This is a genomic window from Vibrio ulleungensis, assembly GCF_016900875.1.
GTDB classification, from domain to species: domain Bacteria; phylum Pseudomonadota; class Gammaproteobacteria; order Enterobacterales; family Vibrionaceae; genus Vibrio; species Vibrio ulleungensis.
In genome coordinates this window covers 333,223-355,121 of sequence record NZ_JAFEUM010000001.1, presented here as the reverse complement: position 1 = coordinate 355,121, position 21,899 = coordinate 333,223, and the positions used below count along the sequence as shown (strand labels likewise).

Here is a 21,899-nt window from a genome sequence, read left to right as displayed (position 1 = left end):
AGGATTTGCTAATTACCGGTATTTCTCAAAATCTATAGCAATTGAGGAATGCCGGTTTGCGTTGCAAGCATCCCACTTACTAGTGCCGAGTCTTTAGGGTTTTGCTCTAGCCACATTTCCAATTCCATTGTTGTTTCAGGGCGCATCTTAATCCCATCATCGTTGGTTAATGGCTCATGAACTTCCACAAACAAAGAATCATCACTGTAAGCGACCTTAACGGGATCGTTCACTATAGCGACTGGCGTCTTATACTTAACCTGATTAAACAACCATTCAATATGCGGTGGCTGCATGCGAATGCACCCAGAGCTGACGCGCAAACCAATTCCAAACTCTTTGTTTGTACCATGGATTAGATATTGTCCAGCGCCATAGGCCAGTCTTAGCGCATGATTACCTAGTGGGTTTTCGGGGCCAGGCGGCACTGTCACAGGAAGATCGATGCCTTGTGCTGCGTATCGTTTTCTAATTGAAACCGTTGGTGTCCAGGACGGGCCGTCTATGATTTCGTTGACATAGGTTGTCATCGTTGGCGTTTCACGTCCTATAGCGCCTATTCCAACAGGGAACACATGCACATCTTTACCATTGGGATCGTAATAATAGAGCCTAAGTTCGGCCAAATTTACCACAATCCCTTTGCGAGGCGCATTAGGTAATATCATTTTTGTCGGTAGATCTAAAATGACACCTTCACCCGGTAAGTAAGGATCTACACCAGGGTTGGCGGCCAACAGAGCCAGAAAGCCCACATGATGCTTGTCCGCAATTTCAGCAAAGGTTTCTTTTGCCTCAACAATGTGTACTTGGTTTTTACCAATGACATTCGAGCCATCTTCTGGCAACGCAAAAGTGGCGGCATGAGACACAAAAGGCAACAGCAATATCAAACTAAAAACACGGCAAAGCATACAAATCTCCAACATCTATGTATGCACTTTAAACAGCAACCTTAAGAAGTGCAAGTCTCCCCCATTTTAACTATGCCTATAAGGCATATCTAAGGCGCAGCTCATGTGGATGAGGGTTCAAAAAAACTTGGCTCGACAGATATTCGTTTGGGTAGAGAGTCAAATAATGATTCACCATGGTGATTGCACTAAGCAGAGGCAAAGTTCCTACGCGGTACTCATCGATCACTTTTCTAAATTGCTGCCTCTCCACTGAGCTCAACAATTTTTTAAAATACCCCTGAGCATGCATTAGTACGTTTGCGTTGTTTTTGCGCGATGCTCTTTCTGTCAGTGCAGTCATTAGTGTGCTTCGATATTGTGTGTAAAATTCATCCGCAGGAAACTGTTTTACATTAGCCACTAGCTGTCCGAGTGTTTTATAGGCATCTTGGCTATGTGCCATCAAAGTTAACTTGTAGCGAGAATGAAATGCCACTACTTTACCTGGTGTAGGCGCGCCGCCCATCGACTCATAGAAGTCGGAAAGAGCAAATACCCGTGAAATAAAGTTTTCTTTCAATACGGGATCATTTAGACGACCGTCCTCTTCGACTGGCAACCACGGCATAGTGTTCATCAACTGCTGAGTAAAAAGCCCGACACCTTCTTTAGCAGCGCTATTTTTCTTATACACTTTGACGCGTTCCATACCGCAGGTTGGAGACTTTGCACAGACTATGTAGCCACACAAATCTTGCTTAGCTAGGTGTTCCGATTTTGCTTTCGAAAAGTCGACCATTTTTTGGGTGTAATCGATCGTGTCGTCTTTGGTGTCGACTAACAAAACTCGCTCTTCGTTACTCACCAATCGGATTGTGGGCCTAGGCACGGGCATGCCGATTCCCACTTCAGGACACACTTTCACGAACTCGAAATGTGGTGACAATTCGTTTTCCACAAAACGGCTGGCTTTGTGGCCTCCATCAAAGCGAACTTTTTCACCCATAACGCATGCGCTGATGCCAACTTTAATACCTTGTCTTTCCATAGCAGAACTCCTTGTTTAATCGTTCATACGCAGAAGTCACATAAACGGTCCAATTATTCTAAAAATTATTAAAAACATAGTCTTATTTAGGAATACCAGACTATGCTAAACAGACAAGTGCTGCGATCACTTTGGCCATAAAATCAGCTAGGAGGCTTTGCCATTGCGTTTCATACTACCTTTTCTAAGTCTGCTTTTTTCCACACTACTGTTCGCGTCTGAAATGCAAATCACCGACCAAGAAAAAGACTGGCTGATAAAGAATCCTACCCTAAAAGTAGCGTATTCTCGCGCGTACTATCCATTTATCTATTTAGACACACAAGGTCAACAACGCGGTATTGTACGAGACTATTTAGATATCATCGAAACGTCACTCGGAATAGATTTTGATTATGTCGATGTCACAGGAAAAACCAGTGAGGAGATGCTCACTCTTATCGAATCTGGTGAGATCGATTTAATGCCGATGTTACTCGATACTCCAAAAATTCTTAATAGAATCGCTTCCACACAAAGTTACTTTCCGTTTGATCTTTATCATTTTGGGAGTTCTCGCTCCGATACCCCTAGCTTGTGGGACACCTCAAGCTACGAGTCGAGTAACATCGGAATCTGGGAAGGCTCTTTGGTTAAAGAGCTCATTCAAAAGACCTATCCGGGAGCCACCATTAAGGTATTTAAAAACAAACGCAGTGCAATACGGGCACTGGATGCAGGTGAAATTGACATCGTAATTGCCGAACTATTAACGACACAGTATCTAATTGAAGAGCTCAACCTGTTTAATATTGATTTGCTGACCAAAGCAAACATTATGGACAGTACTGTACTCACCATGGGCACCAAAAACTCAAACGCTACACTCCTTCAGCTCGTCAATAAATCACTTACAAACATTACGTTACGACAAGAAAACAGCATTCGCACCCAATGGCTTAAAAACAAGCAATACACGCAACCTATTCATGGTGTTTACAAACAGGGTGCGCAACCCTACGTCTATGGGCAAAAAAGTAACTACGGATTAGAAGTAAGTATTGTTCAGCATATTCTTGAAGATATGGGCTTCTATATTGATGGCATCGTTTCTCAGCAAACCAATACACTGGAAGAAGAGTTTAACAGTGACTCTAACTTGGATTTTGCCTTAGGGCAGTTTGAACCCTCGAGCACGCTTTATCACTCGGCGCCTTACTTTACATTGGAATATGGCCTGCTCATTTCCAGTGAAAACCCCGAACTTGTCTCTGCAGAGGAACGTGCCGGTGAGGATCAGTTTCGGTTGGGGTACATCGCTGGTGAGCAAGACAGCCCAATACATCAAATCGTTCAGACCATTCGCACCGAATACCCGAACGTAAATATCACTCCATTTCCCACTTTAGAGGCAGCTCAATCAGGATTAGAAAGTCAGCAAATCGATGGGATTTTGTTTGAAAAGAATGCGTTTCGATGGCTGCTTAACAATCAAATATTCGACTCAGTCTCGCGTTTAAGTTTCTTGAATGAAAAGTTTGAAAACCTCACGCTTCCTCTTACGGTTGCGTTTCGAGACGAAAAGTTACGAGATCTCTTTAATGACAACTTATCCGAGTTTACTCGCTCTCCCCTCTATAACCGAGTGATAAGCTTCGCGCACAATAACGATCTAACACCTCTCATTGCACGCAGTAATTTACTGACTAACATATTGGCGTACTACGTCAATAAACAAGACCTTCAAAGCATCGAGAAGGTTATTAATATCTTCCATTTACCCGGGGATTTACGAGCTATCGAGATTTTTTCTGACCAGCTTCCATTGCGTCGGGTCATATACATGGAAGCTGACAATAAGATGCAACAAGTCAATCATCTGCCGCAACGAAACCTAGCGCGCCTCGAGCGAGACTTAGTTTTGGCCGAAAATGCTCAAATAAATGTGATCGGTAAAATACACATCTATACGGACTTAGACCAACATTATCAAAGTGGCGCATATATTCCGCCGTTAAAGTCATTTAATCAGTTCAGTGAAGAAGATTTTCAGTATCTAGAGCTTCAATATCGTCAGCTAGGGTTAGATAACACCAAGCTCAACCTAACCACTGAAGAGCTCGCATGGATAGCGGACAATCCGATAGTAGAAGTTGGTGTCGATCCCGTAGCTTTGCCCTATGAAGGCTTTGTAGACGGACAGTATGTTGGCATCATCGCAGAGATTTTGTCCTTGCTGTCTGAGGCGACAGAAATCAACTTTGCACCTATAGAAGTCGATTCGTGGAGTGACACCATAAAACTGGTTGAGTCACAATCTGTCAAACTGGTTTCTGCTGCGGCTGAAAACAGTTATCTCTCTTTAAACTATAAAGCGAGCATCCCAATTTTCACCGACCGCTTAGCAATCGCAATGCGCGACACATTACCTGATCCGCAATTTACCATCGCAGATCTTAGTGGCAAGAAAGTCGCTATATTGTCTGCAGCAGCGAATACGCCGCTTATTAAATCACGTTTTCCAAACATTGATTGGCAAATTGTAAGCAGTACTAGCGAAGGGCTTACGCTAATGGACGCAAAGCAAGTTGACGCCGTCATAGACACCAGCTTCGTGCTTAAATACCTTATTCAACAAATGGAATTGGACAAAGTTAACGTAGTAACAACCCTCCAGTATTCTATCTCACCAACCTTTCATACCCTGGATCGTGACCATATATTTGCGTCTATCCTGTCAAAAGCCATCAACTCGCTTAAAGCGGACGACGTGTATAACCTTCAACAGAAATGGGCGCCGACAAAAGTCATAGAAAAAGTCGATTACACACTGTTCATTGTGAGCAGTATTTTCTCTATCGTCATCATTATCGTTTTCTACTTATCTTATCGTCGTTTGACACACCAAGTAGAAAAAACAGAGATCGCTCAAAAACAAGCGGAGTTTCAGCAGCAGCAACTGTTTGAAATTCTAAACTCCTCGCCTATTGCCGTGGCCATTGTACAAAGCGATACAGCCGTCTATACAAACAATAGAGCTCTGGAGCTCTTCAAACTCGGTGATGACACCATTGGCGATTATAACGTCAACAATATTTATGATAGCCCGCAGACACGAGAAAACATTTATCAAGCATTGATGAGTGAAGGTAAGTATGTCGACGTCGAAATGGGCTTTAAAAAATCAGACGGTACCCTATTTACAGGACTCGCCAGCTATTACCTTATTCCCTACAACGGAGGGAATGCGACCTTATTTTGGGCGTACGACATTTCGGAAATAAAAGAGCTAACTCACGCCCTAGAACACTCTAAAGAAGTCGCTGATAAAGCGAATCAGGCGAAGAGTGACTTTTTGGCTAACATGAGCCATGAAATTCGTACGCCCATGAACGCCATCATAGGGATGTCGCATCTCGCCCTAAATGAAGAATTACCTCCATTGGCAAAACGCTATGTCGAGAAAGTAAGTGTATCTGCAAATTCTTTACTTAATGTAATCAACGATATACTTGATATTTCTAAGATTGAAGCCGGCAAACTAGACATAGACCCACACCCATTTGAGTTGCAAAATCTAATTCGAAATGTTTTGGATGTCACGGCTGTTAAAGTCAGTGAAAAATCACTGAAACTCTATGTTGATATAGGCGCAGATGTCCCTAGGCACTTTGTTGGCGATTCAAATCGAATCGCGCAAATTCTGCTTAACCTCACCAATAATGCTGCTAAATTTACCGAACATGGCAGTATTACCTTGTCTCTCAAATTACTGTCAGCAGAACAAAACTCCGCGACTATCCGCTTTGCGGTCAAAGACACGGGAATAGGCATAACAGCGCAACAACAAGCCATATTATTTGAATCCTTTCAACAGGCGGACGCCAGCACCACCCGAAAATACGGAGGGACAGGTTTAGGGTTATCCATTTCTAAGCAGCTAGTGACTCTCATGGGCGGACATATTGGCGTTACCAGCGAAATAAATACAGGAAGCGAGTTCCACTTCGAACTCAGCATCCCCGTCGACCCCACAAAAGAAGATTATCAAACATGGTGTCAGCAGATTTCGCTACACGCTGAACGGGTAGAGGTTTGGATACAAAACAGTGACCAAACCTCGAACAGACTGATTTCGGGCGCATTAAGCCAGGTGAACAGCGAAGGACATTTTTTTGATAATCTCACCGATATTCCAGTAACAGCTCAGGGGCAAAAACAGCTTGTGGTTTTATTGGGAACATCCGTCACGCCTACGCAATTACGCTCTGCCATCGAGTTATCAAAACGAAACCATTGGCAAATCGTCGTTCCTAACCAAGACGAAACGATCGTAAATACTCTATTCAAAGAAGGCATCACTCATCTTCCAGACCCTGCCCTGCCTAGTGAGTTTTACCGAGCATTATTCAATCTAGATAGTGTGTACCAGAACACGACAGATCATGCTCACCTGCTCGCAACGCATCGCGATAAGATGATTGCTAAGTCAATACTACTGGTCGAAGACAATGAGATAAATCAAGAGCTTGCGTGCGGACTTTTAGAAGAGTACAAGGTCAATATCGACATCGCGGGCAACGGCAAAATCGCCGTAAACAAAGCCCGAGACAATCACTACGATCTGATATTTATGGATATTCAAATGCCGATTCTAGGGGGCCTTGAAGCAACACAACAAATTAGACAATTTGATACACAGACGCCTATTGTCGCGATGACCGCCAACGTCATGGTCGACGACTTAGAGCACGTCAAACTGGTGGGTATGAACGATTTCTTGGCCAAACCTATTGAAATGAGAGAATTCGAACGAGTTCTACTTACTTATCTCGCTAAGGTATCCCCATCAATGGCGAGTCATTCTGATACTGCAATACCCCCAGAGAGTGACTCCGTAATCCTCAGCAGCGAGGTGTTTGACCCAACGGCCGCTCTGGTGAATACCAATAATAATCAAACGTTGCTTATGAGAATTCTCAATCAAACGCTGGCCAATACACCTCAACGCCTCAACAACTTGCAGCATTTCATTGAGCAACAACAGTGGAATGATGCGACTCGCGAAGCACATACTTTGAAAAGTGTTTTTGGCTCGATAGGCGCCAAAAAACTGCAACAGCTTTGCGCCGACTATGAGGCTTACTTTAGCACTGAGCCCGATAACGTTGCTCATGGACTCGACGATCTTTTGCCCCATTATCAACAATTAAGCACCAGAATCACAGCTTACATCGCTGAGATTAGCCAAGTCACGCACTCTTTAGATGAACCTTTAAAAGAAGACTTATCTACCGGTCAAGAAACACCATTAGCCGATTGTGTGCCGATGCTTGAACGGTTGCTTGTGCTGGTCGATGAATACGACATAGATGCAGGTGAGCTGTCTCTAACGCTTGTCGAACGACTTAAGCACACACACTTTAGTGTCGCGATAAATGACATAGAAAAACAGATTTCTGGCTATCACTACGATGGAGCCACACAGCAACTTAAAGCGCTATTAAAAGAGATCCAACAGCAGCTCGAGTCATAAAGTGGGTGACTCGGACATAAAAAAAGAGCTAGCGACCGTCTAAGCCACTAGCTCTTATCTGTCGTTATGTATGCGACTACACTGACTTTATCCGATGTACTTGTAATACAACGTCGCGAGAGGTGGAATGTTTAGTTGCAGAGATTGCGGTAAGCTCTGCGATTCTTTTTCTCGAGTTTCTATATCTGACCTAATTTCGAAATTACTTCCGTTGTACACACTAGCGTCGGTGTTTAAGATCAGTTCATAACGACCTGCATTCGGTACTCCTAGATCAAAACCGGAGTAAGGAACAGGCGTAAAGTTGGTCACAACTAATACACGTTCACCACTGTCTCCGATGCGCTCATGAGCCAAAATACTATGGTCGGCATCATCTTGAAGACGCCACTCATACCCTTTAGGCTCACAATCCAAACTGTGCAATGCATCCTCTGACTTATACAGATGATTAAGATCGCGGGTTAGATTTTTTAGCCCTTGGTGACGTTCGTAATCGAGCAAGAACCATTGCAATTGATCGTCGTGGTTCCATTCACCTGTTTGACCAAATTCGGCACCCATAAAGTTGAGCTTTTTACCCGGTTGCGCATACATGTAACCGTAGTACGCACGCAGATTAGCCGTTTTCTGCCATTCATCCCCCGGCATTTTATCGTGTAGAGCACCTTTGCCATACACCACTTCATCGTGCGATAGAGACAAGACGTAGTTTTCACTATGGGCATACACCAAAGGGAAAGTAATGGTGTTGTGATGATACTTACGATGAATAGGATCTTCTTGGATATAGCTTAGGCTGTCGTGCATCCATCCCATATTCCATTTGAAACCAAAGCCAAGACCGCCTAAAAATGTCGGGGCAGAGACGCCAGGGAAAGCCGTAGACTCTTCCGCAATCGTCATCGCATTCGGGAAGTGTTTATACACTTCTTCGTTCATCCACTTCAATGTCGCAATGGCGTCGTAATTTTCACGACCACCGTCGACATTAGGGATCCATTGATCGTGACTGCGTGAGTAATCCAGATACAGCATCGAGGCAACAGCATCCACACGAATGCCATCGATGTGGAACATCTCAAACCAATACAGTGCGTTGGAGACTAAAAATCGACGAACGTGCTCTCGACCTAAATCATAGATGAATGAACTCCAATCTTGGTGCCACCCGCGACGCGGGTCCGGATCGTGATAGAGCGGAGTGCCATCAAAGTTTGCTAAGCCGTGATCATCGGATGGGAAATGCGCTGGGACCCAGTCGAGAACCACACCTAATCCTGCTTGGTGACACTGGTCAACAAAATACTTAAAGTCATCTGGTGTACCAAAGCGGCTGGTTGGCGCAAATAGACCTATTGGCTGATATCCCCACGAACCATAAAAAGGGTGTTCGGAGACAGGCATGAGTTCAACATGGGTATAACCAAGTTCAACTAAATAAGGAATCAGTTGCTCGGCCAGTTGGCGATAGTTAAGGAAGTCACCTTTCTCATCACGACGCCAAGAGCCTACGTGCAACTCATAGAATGATAAAGCTTGCTTGCGCTTATCGCTAAATGGGCGGCCTTGCCAAGCATCATCTTGCCACTCGTAGTTTTCGTGATTGTAGGTTACAGAAGCAAACGATGGGTGCTGCTCGGATTGGAATCCCCAAGGATCCGCTTTGTGAGGTAAGCCCTCGCCTTGCGGTCCCTTCATTTCAAACTTATATTGAGCGCCTTCTTCCAAGTGCGGAATGAATAGCCCCCAAATACCGTAATCGAGACGTTGCATAGGATTTCGGCGGCCATCCCACGCATTAAAGCTTCCTACAAGACTAACTGCTTGCGCATGCGGGGCATACACCAAAAATCGCGTGCCTGAAATTAGCTCACCTTCACGCTCCATCTCAATAAATTGTGCACCCATGTGACGGTACATCTCTTTTGGAGTGTGCAAGTGCTCAAACTCTTCATAGAGAGCGTGGTATTGATAAGGATCGTCAATGATCTGCTCGTTGTCTCCCCACTGAACAGCCAACTGATAGTGGGTGGAGCTCAAATCACGAGGTTCTAATAAAACAAATGCACTGTCCTTATCACGAGTCAGCGCGATTCGCTCGTCGCCAATAATCACAGAAACAGCGTCTGCTCCGGGCATCCATACCCGCAATCCTATCTCTTCTTTATGGCATACAAAGGGCCCAAGAAGTGAAAATGGATCAGAATAAGCGGCTTGTTCCAATAATGGATAATAATCATGTGCAGCTTTGATCTCTTGATTCACGCGGTCTCTCCTGATTTTTTTAGAATTAATCGTTACTCATTTACTCAATACTAGAGCCTTTGGCTCAATGTTGTAATGGGAAAAAAGCCCCGTTACAAAAAAGCCCGCAAATAAGTGCGGGCTTTCATAGTAGCAAAGAAAAAATCAGCATTTGTTGACCAATGCGCCATTTCCCCCTTTGCCAAAAGGGCTTTGCTGATTATTTAGACGCTTTAGCGCGTACTTCGGTCAGTTTAGCAGCAATGCTATTGACCTCTTCCTTAGCAAACACTTCATCTAGGTTAATAGACAGTTTACGACGCCAGTTTGGATATTCATCGACGGTACCAGGAATATTAACTGGTTTGTCCATTTCCAACCAGTCTTCAAGCTGAGTACTTAACAGCGTTGACGAACCTGCCGCTACGTGAAGTTGAATCGCTTCGGCGAGGAAGCGGTCCATTGGAACAAATTGAGCATCGTAACCAATACCTTCTGAAAGCCAGTTCTGTGTATGACCACGCATGCTGTCCAATATACCCTGCTTACACTCTAGACGGTCTGCAAACAATGTTTCCAGTTGTTCTTGGTTTGGATACAAACCAAGCTCTTTACCCATCTTAAGGTCATCGCAATGCCAAAATCCGCGAAGTGTAGGCATATCGTGCGTACAGATAGCCGACATAGACTGAGGTTCGTAATGTCCAGGTGAAATAAAGCCACCGTCTTCCGCTGTTTCAAATGGGAACACTTTGTAAGAGTGGATGCCGGCTTCTTTTAGAATACCTACAACTTCATCTGGCACAGTTCCTAGATCTTCGCCAATGACTGAACACTGGTAGCGATGAGATTCTAGCGCAAGGATAGAAATCATATCTTCCACAGGGTAGTACATATACGCCCCTTGGGTTGCATTTTCACCTTTAGGTATCCACCATAGGCGAAGTAGGCCCAATACGTGGTCGATACGCAATGCACCACAATGCTTCATGTTGGCGCGAAGTAGTTTAATGTACGCATCATAAGCGGTATCGAGCAGAACCTGTGGATTCAATGGTGGTAAACCCCAGTTTTGACCTAGAGGGCCAAGAATATCAGGTGGAGCACCAATGCTCGCATCCAAGATTAGGTTTCCTTCGTCGGCCCAAGTTTCCGATCCACAGTCGGCAACGCCAACCGCTAGGTCGCGATACAAACCAACGGCCATACCTTTATCTTCCGCTAGCGCCTGAACTTCATTAACCTGAGAGTCTGCAAGCCACTGCATGTACATGTATAGCTGCACTTTCTCTTGGTTATCTTTGATGAACTTCTGTGTTGCCGGAGCGTCGAAGCGGCGGTATTTCTCAGGGAATACAGGCCAGCCCCATACGTTAGAATCCTCATCGTGCAATACTTGATGAAGTGCATCAAACGCAGCTTGGTGCAATAGACTGTCACTGCCTTGCTCGACGAAGTCTAGGAAAGCACGACCGCGCTCAGTCACTTTAGTCAGGTGACGAGATTTGAACTCTTCAAACAAAATCGGTAGTACACTCATTTTCAGTGCAGACACTTCACTGTAATTTACCCAATGAGAGTCACGAGCCGCTTGCAATCGTCTTTGGAAGTCCGAGCTGCCGACTTTTTGTTGTGCTTCGGCACTCAAAGAAAATTCTGGAACTGAGCTGACATCAATGTACATCACATTCAGCCACTGACGAGAAGACGGGCTGTAAGGGCTCGCCCCTTCTGGGTTTGCTGGAAACAGTGAGTGAATTGGGTTCAAGCCCACAAAGTCGCCACCACGTTCCGCAATCTCTGCAACCAGTTGTTTTAGATCGCCAAAGTCGCCCAAGCCCCAGTTGTGTTGAGTTCGCAATGTGTAAAGCTGTACACTTGGGCCCCAAATTTTCTTACCGTCAACAATAGGCTGTTGCTTATAACACGCAGTTGGCGCAACGATTAGAGTCATCTCGTATGGCGTTTTACGACGCTTACGGGATACTTCCAAGGTGTGGTAGCCCAAATCAATATCAGCAGGAAGAGCAAACACTAAAGCACCACCTTGCTCACGGTCATCGCGAACAATTTGAGACTGTAGGTAACCTTCTAGGACTTGCCCTTGCTCGGTATTGATTTTCCAAGAAAATTCGCTTTCGCGGGCGCTGGTGCCAAGATTAAGCTCAATCTCAATAGGTTGACCTTTCTTAACCACCTTAACCGCTTCTAGCACAGGCTTTTTATGTTTCTTTTCTGCAGAAGCGAGTAACGCTTCATCTGACGAAACGTCGTAACCCATTGAACCTAAAAGGCGACGAATCGTCTCGTCGCTCACATATGCTTCATCGCCCCATGCACTGACATAGTTGTCAGCGATGCGCGCTTGTTCCGCAACTTGTTTTAGTACAGATTGATCTTTCATTGCTCTCTCCGAAGGACAAGTCCTTCATCTAATATGTGCTTAAACTTTTGTTTCCATTCCAGGAGTGGCTTTTCTGTTGGGCAATAGCCACTTTTGGAATGTTCATTATTTATTAGGTTTTAAGGCTAACAACTTAGGCGCCCAGCATCTGGGCGCCTAAATGAATCACTATTAACGGTTAACCGCTTCTAGTTTCCAGATGTTGTTCACGTAGTCGCGAATTGAACGGTCTGAAGTGAATTTACCCACTAGTGCTGTGTTAAGAATCGCTTTCTTAGCCCAGCCAGCTTGGTCTTTGTACTGCTCGCCCATATCTTCGTGCGCTTTCACGTAAGACGCGAAGTCTGCAAGACATAGGTATGGGTCACCACCGTCTAGTAGGCTGTCGTATGTTGCACGAAGCAGTCCTGGTTGACCTGGAGTGAACTCCTCACCTAGTAGTAGGTCCATAGACGCTTTCAGTAGGTGATCCGCGTTGTAGTAGTCATACGGGTTGTAGCCGGCAGCTTTAACACGATTAACGCCGTCAACATCAAGACCGAAGATGTAGATGTTCTCATCACCAACTTCTTCACGGATTTCAACGTTCGCACCGTCCATCGTACCGATAGTTAGGGCGCCGTTTAGAGCCATCTTCATGTTACCGGTACCTGATGCTTCTTTGCCTGCCATTGAGATTTGCTGAGAAACGTCAGCGGCTGGGATCAGCATTTCAGCCATGCTTACACGGTAGTCAGGGATGAAGACCACTTTCAGCTTGTCGCCAATGCGTGGGTCGTTGTTGATCTTCTCAGCGATCTTGTTGATAGCAAAGATGATCTCTTTCGCTAGGTGGTAACCTGGCGCCGCTTTAGAACCGAAGAAACATACGCGTGGTGTGCACTCGAAGTTAGGCTCGTTGATGATGCGGTGGTACAGAGACAAGATGTGTAGCAAGTCAAGTTGCTGACGCTTGTACTCGTGCAGACGTTTGATCATTACATCAAAGATAGCATCAGTATTTAGCTCAATACCCATGTTCTCTTTAACCCAAGCAGCCAAACGCTCTTTGTTCTCTTTCTTAACAGCCATAAATTCTTTTTGGAATTTCTTGTCTGTAGCGAATTGAGAGATACCTTCAAGTTGCTCAAGCTTAACTGGCCACTCAGTGCCAACCTTATCAGAGACTAAGTTAGACAGGCCTGGATTACAGAACTTCAGCCAACGACGTGGTGTAATACCGTTTGTCACGTTATGTAGACGTGTTGGGAACATTTCGTGGAATTCAGGAAATAGGTCTTTCTTAACCAACTCTGAGTGAAGTGCCGCTACACCGTTAACTGCGTAAGAACCGATTACACATAGGTTAGCCATGCGCACCATACGGTTGAAACCTTCTTGGATGATAGAAAGCTTAGCTTGCTTTTCACCGTCGCCAGGCCACATTTTACGAACTTCTTGTAGGAAGCGGTGGTTGATTTCAAAGATGATTTCCATGTGACGTGGAAGTAGACGCTGGATTAACGACTCTGGCCAAGTTTCTAATGCTTCTGGCAGTAGAGTGTGGTTGGTGTAAGCGAATGTCTTAGAGCTGATTTCCCAAGCTTGATCCCAGTTAAGCCCTTTCTCATCCATCAAGATGCGCATTAATTCAGGGATAGCGATGGTTGGGTGTGTATCGTTAAGCTGAATGGTTTCTTGCTCTGGAAGTTGCTCTAGTGTAAAGCCCGCTGCTTCGTGACGACGTAAAATATCGCGAACCGACGCTGCTGAGTGGAAGTACTGCTGCATTAGACGCAGAGTTTTGCCTTTCTCGTGGTTGTCGTTCGGGTATAGAACTTTAGTGATGTTACCCGCATCGATGAGCGAGTGCTGAGCTTCAAAGTAGTCACCGTTGTTAAAGCTTTCTAGAGAGAATGGGGCAATTGCCTGACATTCCCAAAGACGCAGTGGGTAAACAGTGTCTGACTCGTAACCAACAATTGGCAAATCCCAAGGCATAGCTTTTACACTCATACCAGGAACCCACTTACGCACTTCTTTACCGTCGACGTGAACAACTTCTACGTGGCCGTAGAAACCAATTTCTTGTGCGATGTCTGGGCGAGCCACTTCCCACGGGTAGCCTTCAACACCACGCCATGCGTCAGGTGCTTCTTTCTGGCGACCATCTTCAAAAGATTGCTTAAATAGACCGTATTCATAGTGCAGGCCGTAACCCACAGTTGGAAATTCTTGAGCAGCACATGAATCCATGAAACAAGCGGCAAGACGACCTAGACCACCGTTACCCAATGAGGGGTCACGCTCTTCTTCAAGAAGGTCTGTAAGGTTATGACCTAGCTCTTCCATTGCGTCTGTTACAGCTTCGTACAGGCCCATGCTGATAAGGTTGTTACCCGTTAGACGACCGATAAGGAATTCTAGAGATAAGTAGTTAACGCTTTTTGCGTTTTTGATTTTCTCGTCTGATTCTGTTGCCAGTAGATCGAACGTAGTTAAGTCGGCAAGTGCACGACCCATTGCTAGGTACCAATGACGAGCATTTGCGTCTTCTACTGTTGTCGCATAAGTCGCTGACAGGTGATTCTTAACGCTTTCTTGAAAAGCTTTTTTATCAAATTGCTTCTGTTGAGTAGGTTTCATCTCGAAATCTCACATTTGGGTTAACTTCATCTTGTATACATCATGGGGTGTTACAGTTTTAAGAACATCCTCCCGTATCAAGGAGGAGGAGGAGGAGGAATAAGGGCGTAGAGTCGTAGAGGTGGTATCTGTGTTGATCTAACTCTCATAGGAGTGAACTACTGCCATATTTCTCGTGACCACGATCACCAAAAACAGCTCTTTACACAGAAATCTAACCAACCTCACAAAATGCGTAGCCAAGCGTATTCGCGCGCATTTTGAGAGTTAGATCACGCAATTATTTATTCTCCGCCTCACCAAATATCGCTCTAAATCTCACTACCTACCCTTTCGACCACCAACCAATTGAGATGCGCATCACATTAATAGGGCGTAGATAAGCCGTTGTGGCCCGAAAATAGCCAAATAGGACTTTGATCAATCTGATGGCTCAATAAATTGACGTACACTAGTTGCCGGTGCGCAAGCGTGTACTCAACGAAATCAAAATTGTCATTAAGAACTCTTAGGATCACTAATAGCTATGTGGATACCCTCTAAACTTACTCGCCCTGGCCGTTTGCACAACGCAATACTACGACCAAGAGTGTTGGATCTAGTTAATCAAGCTTCTCACTATAAGCTGGTACTATTTCGCTCTCCCGCTGGTTACGGTAAAACCACCATGGCGGCACAGTGGCTTGCAGACTGCCCCAACCTTGGCTGGTTGAGTTTAGATGACAGTGATAATGACACCGTTAGATTCATGAACTACTTTATCCAAGCGTTAAATAGAGCCACCCACGGGGCGTGTCCAACGGCACAATCATTGGCAGAAAAACGCCAGTTCTCTTCAGTAATGAGCTTAATGGGCGAGATCTTCGGTGAGTTAGGCCAATATCACGAAGAAGCCTTTGTGGTGCTCGATGATTACCACATCATTAATAACGAAGAAATACACGAAGGGTTGCGCTTCTTTTTAAAGCACATGCCCGATAACATTACCGTCGTGGTAACCAGTCGCGCGAATCCTCCACTTGGCATCGCTAACTTGCGTGTTCGCGATCTTATGATCGAAATAAACGATCAGCTTCTAGCTTTTGACACTGAAGAAACGACTCGATTCTTGAGTTCTCGCACTGGTAACGACATCGACAGCGACACTGCCAACAATTTGCGCGGTTACGTTGAAGGTTGGCCATCGGCACTGCAACTGATCGCAATCCAAGCTCAGCAGCAAAACATCAGTTTGGCTCAGTCTGCCGAATCGATGGCCGACTTTAATCATGCGCATCTTTGGGAGTACCTCGTTGAAGAAGTATTTGACTTCCTAGATGAGAAAACTCAGCTTTTCCTACTGCAGTGCTCGGTATTAGAAACCTTTAACGACGCGCTGGTCTCGCAAGTGACCAATCGGGATGACGCCCTGTCGGCGTTAGAAAACCTCAATCGATTTGGACTGTTTGTCACCATGATTGAGGGCGAGCAAAACTGGTATCGATTCCATCGCCTGTTCAATGACTTCCTAGGTCATGAGCGACTTGCCCGCATTCCACAACAAGAACAAATGTTGCATCAACGTGCGGCAGAAGCGTGGCTCAATCTCAATAGCCCTAGCCAAGCACTCTATCACGCTCAAAAAGCCAAAGATTCGGAGTTGTGCGTCACCATATTGGTAAAACATGGCTGGACCATGTTCAATATGGCGGAATTTGCGGTCATGGAGCAGGCAATCCAAGAGCTCAGTGATGATGAACTGTATTCAAACCCAAAAATTCCATTACTAAGAGCTTGGGTTGCTCAGACTCAACATCGCTACAATGTGGTTGAGGAGCTACTCACTGAAGCAGCCAAGCAACTTGAAGAGCGTAATATCCCTATTTCAGAAAGCGAAATGGGTCAAGTTAACGCGCTGCTTGCACAAGTCGCCATTAACTTTGGCAAGCCCGAAAAAGCCCTTCAACTTGCCGAGCTTGCTCTGAGCCAAATCGACAATAATGATTCACGTAGTCGCATTTTCGCCACCTCTGTGATTGGCGAGGTCAACCACGTATTGGGCCGCCTAAACCGCGCTCTACCTATGATGCAGCAAACAGAGAAACTCGCGCGCCAATATCGAGTCTTTAATCAGGCTTTGTGGGCGCTTCTTCAACAGAGTGAAATTTTGATTGCCCAAGGCTACGTCCAAGCTGCTTACGAAGTACAAGATAGTGCCTTTAAGCTGATTGAGGAGCAACAACTGCATCAACTTCCACTGCATGAGTTCTTGTTGCGTATCCGCTCTCAAGTATTGTGGTGCTGGAATCGTTTTGATGAAGCCGAAGAGTATGCGTATCGCGGAATCGATGTGCTGGGAGAAAAAGCCGCCAGCAAGCACCTACACTGTTACTCGATGTTAGCTCGAATCGCCATTGGCCGCGGGGAGTTGGATCGCGCCGGTCGCTTTGTTGAGCACATCCAGCAGCTACTGAACGAATCAACCTATCATATTGATTGGAGCGCTAACGCATCGCTTACCCTCATATTGTTCTGGCAAGCCAAAGAACAGCATGACGACATGCAAAAATGGTTAGACAACGCAGAGCGACCTGAGATTGCACCAAATCACTTTATGCAGTTGCAGTGGCGTAATATTGCACGTGCGCAGATCTATTTAGGCCAGCTTGAAGCCGCTAAACAGTCCGTGGCATTTTTGGTTGAGCAAGCCGACTCACACGAGCTACTGACCGATCGTAATCGAAACCTAATTGTACAAGCGCTGTTAGCCGATGCCTTAGGGCAAGAAGAAGGCGCCATGAATCTGATGTTGCAAGCCATTAAACTGACCAATCAAACTGGCATGGTGGCTAACTTCCTCATTGAAGGTGCTATTGCTGGTCGCTTACTCGAAAAACTGATCCAACGCGGCGACCTTGGCGACCTAGAGAAGCATCGCGCACAGTCACTGATTAAAGAGATATCCAGTAAGCAGCGCAGCCGTTTTGTCCATTTTGACGAAGAATTTGTTGAGCGCTTAGTCAATCACCCGAATATTCCAGAGCTGGTAAGAACCAGTCCGCTAACTCAGCGGGAGTGGCAAGTACTTGGGTTGATCTACTCCGGCTACAGCAATGAACAAATCGCTCATGAACTTGATGTTGCTGGGACTACGATTAAAACCCACATACGTAACTTGTATCAAAAACTCAATATTGCCAATCGTAAAGAGGCGATCGAAACCGCTGAGCGACTGATGAGCCTTATGGGTATGTAAGTCTGGCTACTAGTCACGCATCAAATGAAGCCCTGCCTATGCAGGGCTTTTTAATTGCTTGTTTTATATAGGGTTAGTTCGTTTAGCAGTAAAACTATCTAGTTTTCGATGTCGCAAAGCAAAGAAACCAGCCGTAATCACCAACAATAAATTAACAAGCAGTTCAAAGCTCTTTATTTGCGCAAAATTATCGAGCTTAACTCGATATTTATTGATTTATATAGAATATTAATAAAGAATAAATGTAAATCAAATGTAAACAACAATTATAAACATGTGTGTTTCTGAGGAGACCGTAATGTTACATGCACATACCCTACACATCACCCAGCTTAGCGAAAAAGCACTATCTCAACTTTCACCAAGCTTTACTCAACTTCCACGCACTCAACATGCCGATGGCCAATACCGTTTAAGACGATATTCAGTGATTCGTGTCGAGCAAGGTAAAGTGGTCAGCACGGGTAAAACCGAGTTTATGCAAACCGAAGAGATTAATCATTTTCAAGGCAACGTTGTACGCGAGTTCGAAGCCATTGAAGAGTGTACGTTATCCAGTGAAGGCATGAGTGAGATGTGCCAAAAGTTTATGGAAACCAACAACCTACCTGATGGCCAAGAAATTGAAATTCATCAAATGCGCATCACTGCCATTTATGACGAAACACAAGTGGCACCAGAAGGCGTACACCAAGATGGATTCGACCATATTGCCCTCATTGGAATTGGTCGTCACAACATTGTTGGCGGCGAAATCATGCTCTATGAAGATCAACATCAAGCCCCGTTTTTCCGCAAAGTACTCGAGAACGGTGAGATTGCGATTTTGGCTGATGATGTTCTATGGCACAACGCCCAGCCTATTCGTTCGATACAACGAGGTGAGGAAGGTCATATGGACGTATTTGTATTAACCGCGAAAGAGGCCTCACATGCTCTTCACTCCTGATAAAGCTCGAGCTCAGTTTTCAGCATTAAACCAAACTTATCAAGGCGAACCTGTCATCTTTGCCGACGGCCCCGGTGGTTCTCAAGTACCTCAATCGGTGCTCGACGCTATGGTGCAATATCTCGGTCACTTTAATTCCAACCTTGGTGGGCACTACTTTTCTAGCAGGATAACCACCGATCTGGTTACGACGGCTCGCGAGCACGCCCAAACCCTGCTGAATGCTGAATCTGCAGGCAATATTGTGTTTGGGGCAAATATGACCAGTCTCACATTCTCACTGAGCCGTGCAATTTCTCGCCAGTGGCAAATGGGGGATGAAGTGATCGTAACAGCGCTTGATCATTACTCCAATGTCTCTAGCTGGCAACAAGCGGCTGAAGATAAAGGGGCCACTTTGCATCAGGCTCGCGTCAATACTGAGACCGGCTCGTTAGACGTCGAACACTTAATAAGCTTATTAAGCCCGAATACAAAACTGGTGGCTCTGACCTACGCGTCAAATACCACGGGAAGCATTGTTGATGTACAACGAGTGGTTGAAGCCGCGCACAATGTGGGTGCTCTGGTGTACGTCGATGCTGTCCACTACGCCCCTCACCATCTCATTGACGTGCAACAACTAGGTTGCGATTTTCTTGCCTGTTCTGCGTACAAATTTTTTGGACCACACTTAGGCATTGTTTATGTTGCTGACCAATGGCTTCATAGCTTGTCGCCGTACAAAGTGGAACCTGCAACCAACATTGGGCCTGGCCGTTTTGAAACAGGCACACAAAATTTTGAAGCATTGGCAGGCTTCATTGCAACCGTCGATTATCTGGCTCAATGGGGCAATCCCACCAAGCCTTTGCGTGAGAGACTGCAACAAAGCTTTGAACAAATTAATGCTCATGAACAGGCATTGAGCGAACGTTTCCTAAGCAGAATCAGTCAGCGCTCAGCAATTACGCTGCATGGTTCATCCCAAAGCGCGAGTGCAATCCGAACACCAACGTTCGCTCTCACCTTTGATGGTGTATCGCCAAAACAGGCGGCCACAGCGTTAGGTAAACACAATATCTGTGCCTGGAATGGTCATTTTTATGCGCTTGGATTAATCAAACAGCTCGGACTCGATGATAACGGCGTACTTCGTATTGGATTTATGCATTACAACACCCTGCAAGAAGTCGATGCGCTGTGCGACAACCTTTTTGCTCTGCTGCCAGAAACAGAGATCACTTTATAACATGGGGTAATCCTTGCTTCGCTAACTCACCGTTAGCATCGAAGTGGGGGCGCTAGAGCATTGTGAACAGGCTGGGCGTTGGGCAAACCCTGTCCATATCAATAGATAGTAATCATCAGCGGGTTTGGTAGGCAATTATGTGAGCGGTGGCAAAGAATCCAATCAACTAACAATGATTCTACAACTTTCAGAGCATGCGCAATAATTCTGAAAACTAGATGCGGTACTACTAGATGTAAGCTCATTAGTTGTTGATATTGGAGGAATAAGTGCCTACCAGAAACTTTAGTAGCAATAAACGTAGCGGCTCGAAGTGCGGTCGCAAAAAAATGACCTACACCCAAGCCAGCAAAAGGAAAGCGGCGCAGCAATATTGGCAATTCCGGCTAAGTAAACAAGACAGCAATCGCACACGGCTCAAAGAGTTAGTGAATCAGTTAGCGTACCAATAAGGTGGTGATCTTCATCTCGTCTCGCTGAACGAGCGACATGTCCTTTGGCAGCTTTAGCAAAGCAATGGATACAACAATAATTGTTAGAGTGTGAAATAGTGGAATTTCGGTTTTGCATTCCTTTTTTATTTAGTGGGCTAGTCGCAAGCGGCTAGCTTTCTTTTCTCTCAATAGGCCGGCTAGCCTAGATGAGGAAAACCAGATCCTCCTTTCACATCTACACCTATCAGCTGTTGTCACTTTAACTGCTGTTTGACCGCACCATCATTCCCTTTAAAGCGTTATTTTACTGTTTCGAATGCGCTATCGCATAGGTTTATGCCTTCAACTACATCAAATTTTTTGACCATCTTGATAAATCTTGCCGACTACAGACTCGATACCGCTCCTTTTATACTCACTTTAACCAAGGAGATACACATGACTCTATTTAAAACGGTAAAACAGCTCATTGCAGCCCACCCGACCAGCGATGGTGACGGTGTTAAGATTTCGCGTGTAGCTGGATTTCAAAACAGCCAGTTCTCACCTTTTTTAATGTTGGACGAACTTAAATCCGATCAGTCAAAAGATTACGTCGGTGGATTTCCTCCGCACCCACATCGTGGAATTGAAACACTCACCTACATGAAGCACGGCCACTTTCAGCATCGCGACCATATGGGTAACGTAGGTGAGCTCAGAGGAGGAGGCGCCCAGTGGATGGCTGCGGGACGAGGCGTAATACACAGTGAAATGCCTATTATGACCGATGGTGAACTTCACGGATTCCAGTTATGGATCAATCAGCCTGCCAGCCACAAAATGACCCCTGCAAAGTATAAAGACTTTCAGCCAGAATCGATTGTAGAAGTGCCGCTCCATGATCAGCAAAATAGTCCTTTACGATTGCTTGCTGGTGAAATTGGCGTGGAGGCTAAAACCTACCAAGCTGCATTAACCGATACGGCCGCCGAAGCTACCGTTGCCGATTGGGCACCTGAATCCGAGCAATCTCTGCAGTTTGAGGTGCCACAGAGCCATAATACGCTGCTTTTTGTCTACAAAGGCGAGATGAATATGGACAACCAAACCATCAAACAAGGTCAGCTGGCTGTGCTATCACCAGGTGACACGGTGGCTTTGAAATCTGCTGATATTCCATCGGGGGTATTGATATTGAGTGGTGAGCCCCTTAACGAGCCCGTCGCTCATTATGGACCGTTTGTAATGAACACGATGCAAGAAATCGAACAAACGATTCAGGACTACAACAGTGGCGTATTCGAAACTTACTGAATAGCAACGTCGTTGTACG

Annotated in this window: 10 protein-coding genes; 5 read left to right on the top strand and 5 right to left on the bottom strand. The window is 45.4% G+C overall.

Features of this window, described 5'->3' with window-relative positions; all coding sequences use genetic code 11:
• Positions 1-32: 32 nt before the first annotated feature.
• Together JQC93_RS01750 and JQC93_RS01745 are read right to left on the bottom strand one after the other, a co-directional pair.
• A complete protein-coding gene (locus tag JQC93_RS01750; protein ID WP_236009238.1) occupies positions 33-914 on the bottom strand; it encodes a L,D-transpeptidase family protein in 882 nt (293 codons plus the stop codon).
• Positions 915-990: 76 nt separating this feature from the next.
• Positions 991-1,944, bottom strand: a complete 954-nt coding sequence (locus JQC93_RS01745) for a YbgA family protein (RefSeq protein ID WP_205156744.1) — start codon at positions 1,942-1,944, stop codon at positions 991-993.
• Between the two features lie 163 nt (positions 1,945-2,107).
• On the opposite strand from JQC93_RS01745, the gene JQC93_RS01740 reads away from it, so the two are divergent.
• Positions 2,108-7,459, top strand: a complete 5,352-nt coding sequence (locus JQC93_RS01740; protein ID WP_205156743.1) for an ATP-binding protein — start codon at positions 2,108-2,110, stop codon at positions 7,457-7,459.
• Between the two features lie 87 nt (positions 7,460-7,546).
• Here JQC93_RS01740 and glgB read toward each other — a convergent pair whose 3' ends face one another.
• From glgB to JQC93_RS01725, 3 genes are all read right to left on the bottom strand, one after another.
• Entirely contained in the window at positions 7,547-9,727 is a 2,181-nt protein-coding gene (glgB, locus tag JQC93_RS01735) for a 1,4-alpha-glucan branching protein GlgB (RefSeq protein WP_328832939.1), read from the bottom strand.
• A gap of 199 nt (positions 9,728-9,926) precedes the next feature.
• Positions 9,927-12,110: a 4-alpha-glucanotransferase gene (malQ, locus tag JQC93_RS01730; protein ID WP_205156742.1), complete on the bottom strand. Its 2,184-nt coding sequence runs from the start codon at positions 12,108-12,110 to the stop codon at positions 9,927-9,929.
• Between the two features lie 171 nt (positions 12,111-12,281).
• The gene (locus tag JQC93_RS01725) at positions 12,282-14,735 is read right to left on the bottom strand and encodes a glycogen/starch/alpha-glucan phosphorylase (RefSeq protein ID WP_205156741.1); all 2,454 of its coding nucleotides are present in this window, start codon (positions 14,733-14,735) and stop codon (positions 12,282-12,284) included.
• Positions 14,736-15,261: 526 nt separating this feature from the next.
• Between JQC93_RS01725 and malT the strand changes: the two genes are divergently transcribed.
• From malT to JQC93_RS01705, 4 genes are all read left to right on the top strand, one after another.
• Positions 15,262-17,970, top strand: a complete 2,709-nt coding sequence (malT, locus tag JQC93_RS01720; RefSeq protein ID WP_205156740.1) for an HTH-type transcriptional regulator MalT — start codon at positions 15,262-15,264, stop codon at positions 17,968-17,970.
• A 298-nt stretch (positions 17,971-18,268) separates the two neighbouring features.
• On the top strand, positions 18,269-18,919 hold the full coding sequence (locus JQC93_RS01715) for a 2OG-Fe dioxygenase family protein (protein WP_205156739.1): 651 nt from the start codon (positions 18,269-18,271) through the stop codon (positions 18,917-18,919).
• Positions 18,903-20,150, top strand: coding sequence for a cysteine desulfurase-like protein (locus tag JQC93_RS01710; RefSeq protein ID WP_205156738.1), 1,248 nt, complete (start codon positions 18,903-18,905; stop codon positions 20,148-20,150). The genes JQC93_RS01715 and JQC93_RS01710 overlap by 17 nt, the downstream gene beginning before the upstream one ends.
• 872 nt (positions 20,151-21,022) lie before the next feature.
• A complete protein-coding gene (locus tag JQC93_RS01705; RefSeq protein ID WP_205156737.1) occupies positions 21,023-21,880 on the top strand; it encodes a pirin family protein in 858 nt (285 codons plus the stop codon).
• The last annotated feature ends 19 nt before the right edge of the window (positions 21,881-21,899 follow it).

Bases quoted from the DNA above. Each gene is read 5' to 3' on its own strand.
- malT (WP_205156740.1), top strand. From the start codon at position 15,262: ATGTGGATACCCTCTAAACTTACTCGCCCTGGCCGTTTGCACAACGCA.
- JQC93_RS01745 (WP_205156744.1), bottom strand. From the start codon at position 1,944: ATGGAAAGACAAGGTATTAAAGTTGGCATCAGCGCATGCGTTATGGGT.
- JQC93_RS01750 (WP_236009238.1), bottom strand. From the start codon at position 914: ATGCTTTGCCGTGTTTTTAGTTTGATATTGCTGTTGCCTTTTGTGTCT.
- JQC93_RS01715 (WP_205156739.1), top strand. From the start codon at position 18,269: ATGTTACATGCACATACCCTACACATCACCCAGCTTAGCGAAAAAGCA.
- JQC93_RS01710 (WP_205156738.1), top strand. From the start codon at position 18,903: ATGCTCTTCACTCCTGATAAAGCTCGAGCTCAGTTTTCAGCATTAAAC.
- JQC93_RS01725 (WP_205156741.1), bottom strand. From the start codon at position 14,735: ATGAAACCTACTCAACAGAAGCAATTTGATAAAAAAGCTTTTCAAGAA.
- JQC93_RS01705 (WP_205156737.1), top strand. From the start codon at position 21,023: ATGACTCTATTTAAAACGGTAAAACAGCTCATTGCAGCCCACCCGACC.
- malQ (WP_205156742.1), bottom strand. From the start codon at position 12,110: ATGAAAGATCAATCTGTACTAAAACAAGTTGCGGAACAAGCGCGCATC.